The 3,541-nt window shown below is 64.6% G+C and carries 2 protein-coding genes and 1 pseudogene; 2 read left to right on the forward strand and 1 reads right to left on the reverse strand.

Annotated features, from left to right (window positions below; translation table 11 throughout):
- Both EN749_RS32670 and EN749_RS32675 read left to right on the forward strand, forming a co-directional pair.
- A pseudogene (locus EN749_RS32670) lies at positions 1–1,204 on the forward strand (NAD(P)H-hydrate dehydratase); the annotation flags it as partial.
- On the forward strand, positions 1,201–3,204 hold the full coding sequence (locus EN749_RS32675; RefSeq protein ID WP_128364717.1) for a hypothetical protein: 2,004 nt from the start codon (positions 1,201–1,203) through the stop codon (positions 3,202–3,204). The pseudogene EN749_RS32670 and the gene EN749_RS32675, both read left to right, overlap by 4 nt.
- A gap of 32 nt (positions 3,205–3,236) precedes the next feature.
- Here the strand turns inward: EN749_RS32675 and EN749_RS32680 are convergent.
- Positions 3,237–3,541: hypothetical protein (locus EN749_RS32680; protein ID WP_210214746.1), on the reverse strand; the 305-nt coding region annotated here is incomplete at its 5' end.

The raw sequence follows: 3,541 nt of genomic DNA on the forward strand, positions 1-3,541 counted from the left end.
CTCGACAGTGATCGACGGGCTCTAGGGGGCAGGGCTGTCCAAGCCGCTGTCCGGCGATGCCGCGAAAGCTGTCGGTACCGTGACAGCCCTGCGCCTGCCTGTGGTCGCGATCGACCTGCCGTCGGGCGTCTCGGGAGCCAGCGGCGAAATATTGAGCAGGGCGTTTCGCGCCGAGGTCACCGTCACCTTCGCGCGGAAAAAGCCCGGCCACTTGCTGCTGCCGGGGCGCGGGCAATGCGGTGAGATCGTGCTCGCCGATATTGGCATCGGCGACGGCATCATCGCCCAACTCGCCGTCTCGACCTTCGAAAATGTGCCGGACCTGTGGTTGCGGGAATTTCCGGTGCCGGCGGTGGACGCGCATAAATACAAGCGCGGCCATGTCGGCGTCTTTTCCGGCGGTGCCAGTGCTACCGGCGCGGCGCGGCTGTCGGCGATGGCCGCCGCGAGAAGCGGGGCAGGGGCGGTCACCGTGCTGTCGCCTGGCAATGCCATGCAGGTGAACGCGACACACCTCACCTCGATCATGCTGCGAGAGGCGGGGTCACTCGAGGAGGTGCAGGAATTTCTGACGGCGCGCCATCCCGAGGCGCTGGTGTTTGGACCGGGACTCGGGCCAAAGCCCAAGGTCGGCGATTTCGCCCTGCAACTGATCAAGACCTTGGCGGAGGGTGCACGCGCATCGCAAACTGCAAACCACGGAGGAGCGATCGTGCTTGATGCCGATGCCATCACCTCTCTGGCCCATCAGCCGCAGGCGCTGTTCGAAGCCGCCCGTCAGCCAAACGCTCCAGCGTTGGTCATCACGCCGCACGAGGGTGAATTCGGCCGCTTGTTCCCAGATATCGCCGGGGACAAAACCATGTCGAAATTGGACAAGGCGCGAGCGGCTGCCGCGCGGGCCAACGCAACGATCGTCTACAAGGGCGCCGACACGGTCGTAGCTGCGCCTGATGGCAAGGCAGCCATCAATTCCAATGGTGCGCCGTGGCTGGCCACAGCCGGGTCAGGCGACGTGCTGTCGGGCATCATCGCCGGTCTGCTCGCACAAGGCATGCCGCCCTTCGAGGGCACCTGCGCGGCGGTGTGGCTACACGCTGAAGCCGGCAGCCGGTTCGGACCCGGCCTGATCGCCGAGGATCTGCCGCTGGCGCTGCTGCCGGTGTTGCGTGAACTCTTCGACGCGCGCACGGCTGTTCTATGAAACGCGCCCTGGCTCCGTTGCTTGCCACCCTCATCGCTGTCTTCATGGCGTCGACGGCGCGCGCCGAAGGCCCTGTAACCGTCGTCGACAATCCGGCGGTGCTCGCCGCGCTCGATGCCGGGGGTTTCGGCTTCGCCGATGTTTTGGGGGTTGACGGCGAGGACGGTCTAAAGACGCTCTACGGCGAGGCGCCCGCCTATCACGCCATCGTCGACATCGTTGCCTCCGATGTTGCAGCGCTCCGCGCCGAGATGAAGGATGGCGGGCGGCCGCTCCACGAGGTGACAGACGGCAATGTCGGCCGCATCATGGATATGCGCTGGCTGAAGACCGATGCCGCGCGCTTCCGGCTGGTCGGCGTCGTCAACCGGCTCGACCGTCGCGATTTCACGCTGCTGCAAGGCGACAGGAGCTGCGGCGAGGTGCGCTTCATCTACCGCCTGGCCTACAGTTTTCGCAAGAACGGCAAGCTGCAGGCATCGCGCCTGCCGTTCAATTTCAATGCCGTCTACAGCGCCGCTCCCGATGCCGATGGCGGCTGCGTCGGCACTGCCGGACGCTGGGCGCCACAGCTTGACGAGAGCGTCGATGCCGGCTGGCTGACCGGCGGGCCGCTGGAGAAGGCCGGGCTGACCTTCAAGCAGCTAGAGCTCAACGCGCAGGTGGTGCGCTTCCCGTCCGGCCAGGAAACCGAGTTCGGCGGGCAGGCGGCCTATCTCATGCGGGTATTCGGCATCGATGGCGCTGCTATCAGCGAGAAGCCGCTGGAGAACACGCCCGACACCGCACGGCTCTCGCAGGACGCGGCGCTGAAAGCACGGCTTGCCGCCTATGTCGGCGCCAATTTGCCGGCGGTTGACGAAGGCGTCTATGAAATCCCCGACGAGTTCCTGGCCAGAAAGATCATATCATGGTCGACCTTCGGCAGCGCGCGGCAAGCCAATCATCCGTTTACGCAATTATTCCAGCCCAAGGAATTCGCATCGCTCGATTATTCCGCGTTGAAACTGCTGCGCACGCCGGAAGCGCTGGTCGAGCGGCTGGACAATGGCGCCTGCCAGGGTTGCCATCAGGCCGGTTCGACCGCCGGTTTCCATTTCATCGGGCTAGACGACAAGACAACATCGCCGCTGAACCGCATCGAGGTCGGGATTTCGCCGCATCTTCATGCCGAGATCCCGCGGCGCCAGGCGTGGCTCGCCGCCACGGCCGAAGGCAAGCAGCCGAACCGCTTCCGTCCGCTCTCCTTTGCGCCGCCGGCGGTCTGGACGAACGCCGACGCGGTCGACTATGCGCCGGCCGAGATGGCCATGCCGTGCCTGATGCCGGAAGATGCGACCCGCTTCGGCGCGACCTGGCAATGCGACGGCGGCACCGTCTGCACGCCGCTGGCCACCGCTTCAGGCGTGCACACGAAACTGGCGCAATGCCTGCTGCCCAAGGACAGCGAAAAAATGTTTTCCGGCCACCCCTGCCTGACCGGCTCGATCGCCAGCAACGCGGCGCAGCCTTTCAACGACCGCTATAGCAAATCGGGCCAATTCGCGGCCTTCGCCCCGGACATTTCCCGTACCGCCTACACCTGCCGTCCGCCGAAGATCGGCGTGCCTGGCGGCATCGCCTATCGCGGCTGCGACGACAAGGACCGCGACTTCGCGGCCTTCAAGGCCGGCAAGCCGATGCCGAACGAGATCTGCGGGCTGGTCGGCGGCAAGAAATTCGACATCTGCGTGGCCACCAACAATTTCGACCAATGCCTTGGCGGCGCCGTCAATCGCGGCAACCGGCCGGCCTGTTCGGCCGATCATTTCTGCCGCGAGGACTATATGTGCCAGTCGCTGCCGCCTGACACGCCGGGCATCGGCAAGGTGAAAGGCATCGGCTTCTGCTCGCCGACTTACTTTATCTTCCAGATGCGCATCGACAACCACGCAACGCCATGGGGCAGCCCCGTGCGAGCCACCATGGGAGCGGGGTTTAGTGCGGCGGAAGAGGAGTGAGCTACAGCTTTGGCAGCAATTCCGGGCGGCACCTACCGATCCAGATAGGTGGCGATTTTCGACGTCCACTCGCTATCGAAATGATGGACCCGCTCCGCAACAATTTCACTGCTCAGCAGGCTCGACAGGGCAGAAATCGAAACCGGTTCTATTGTGGGAGCCGAGTTGTATCCAAGCGCAGCCAGACGTTCCGACCATGGTGGATGGTCCGCGTTTTCGTCATCTGGGGCATCCCAGGCCCTTTGGGCATATTCTTGCAGGATGGGGCGGTTCGATAGCTCATTGGAAGCCATCAGAACCCGATCAAGCGGCGGACGAGGCGGGACCATCGTGCCAA

The sequence above is a fragment of the Mesorhizobium sp. M7A.F.Ca.ET.027.02.1.1 genome (genome assembly GCF_004022985.1).
In the GTDB taxonomy this organism is placed as follows: Bacteria; Pseudomonadota; Alphaproteobacteria; order Rhizobiales; family Rhizobiaceae; genus Mesorhizobium.